The organism is Hymenobacter negativus (assembly GCF_017571495.1).
GTDB classification, from domain to species: Bacteria; Bacteroidota; Bacteroidia; order Cytophagales; family Hymenobacteraceae; genus Hymenobacter; species Hymenobacter negativus.
In genome coordinates this window covers 1-1,239 of sequence record NZ_JAGETZ010000036.1, presented here as the reverse complement: position 1 = coordinate 1,239, position 1,239 = coordinate 1, and the positions used below count along the sequence as shown (strand labels likewise).

Genomic DNA, 1,239 nt, shown 5'->3' with positions numbered 1-1,239 from the left:
CCCTGCCCGCCGGCCTCTACCTGGTCCGCATCCAGCTCGACGCCCAGGCCTTCACCGCCAAGCTAACCGTCGAGTAATTTGCCCCACGGTTGATTATCAAAAAAGCCCCACCCATTTCAGGGTGGGGCTTTTTTATTGTAGTTTCGTGAGAGCCAGCTTGCTGCTGTAAGCGTGGGCCTTTTTCATTTTCTTATTTCTGACATGTTGAGAAAACTACTATCTCTGGCGATGATGGCCGGTATGGCGCTATCAGGTTTCGGAGCTAATGCCCAGACAGTGAGTCGCAATTGGTGCGGCACTGATGCCGAGCAGGAGCGTTATTACGCTGCCCATCCTGGGTCGCGGGAAGCCCGGCAGGCATATTACCAACAATTGGAAGCGCTAGCCCAGAACCAGCAGCGTGGCGCAGCCTACGTCACCGATGTCACCATTCCGGTGGTGGTGCACGTCCTACATGCGGGCGGCGTCGAAAATATCAGCGACCGGCAGATTAATAGTGCCATCAACCAACTGAACATTGACTATCAGAAACTGAACCCTGATACAGTCGATATCATCTCGCTTTTTCGGCCCATCGCGGCCTCAGTTGGCTTTCGGTTCCGACTGGCCAAAAAGGACCCCAACGGCAACTGTACTACCGGTATCACCCGCCATTATGTGCCTGCCGTTTACAACGATGCCCAAAATGGCTCCGTGCACGCAACCGGTGTTTGGGACCAGGCGCGCTACCTCAACATCTGGGTAGTTAACAGCATTTCGAGCGGGGCGGCGGGCTATGTCACGCCACCCAACTTGCCCACCAATGCCCGCGACGGCTTTGTGGTACTGCACGACTATTTTGGCACACAAGGCACCAGCACGTTGTTTAAAGGACGCGCCGCCACTCACGAGGTTGGGCATTACTTCGGCCTGTCGCACACTTGGGGAGGCACCAACACGCCCGGCTCCGGCAATTGCAACGGCACCGATAACGTGCCCGATACCCCGCCGACTGACGGCTCACAAACCTGCAACCTGAGTTATGCCCCCTGTGGCCAGGTTACCAACGTGCAGAATTTCATGGATTATTCGTACTGTTTCCGCATGTTCACGCAGGGCCAACGGGCATTGATGCGTACTATCTTGGCATCCAACCGCTCGGTGCTCACCTCCCAAGCCAACCTGGTAGCGACGGGGACGAACGACGGGTACGTGGCCCCGGACTGCGCCCCGCTGGCCGCCTTCGCCGCCCTGCCCGGC

The 1,239-nt window shown here is 57.5% G+C and carries 1 protein-coding gene; it reads left to right on the top strand.

Annotated elements, in window-relative coordinates:
• Positions 1-201: 201 nt before the first annotated feature.
• Positions 202-1,239 (top strand): M43 family zinc metalloprotease (locus J4E00_RS29285; protein WP_262898481.1); only part of this gene is annotated, 1,038 nt, incomplete at its 3' end.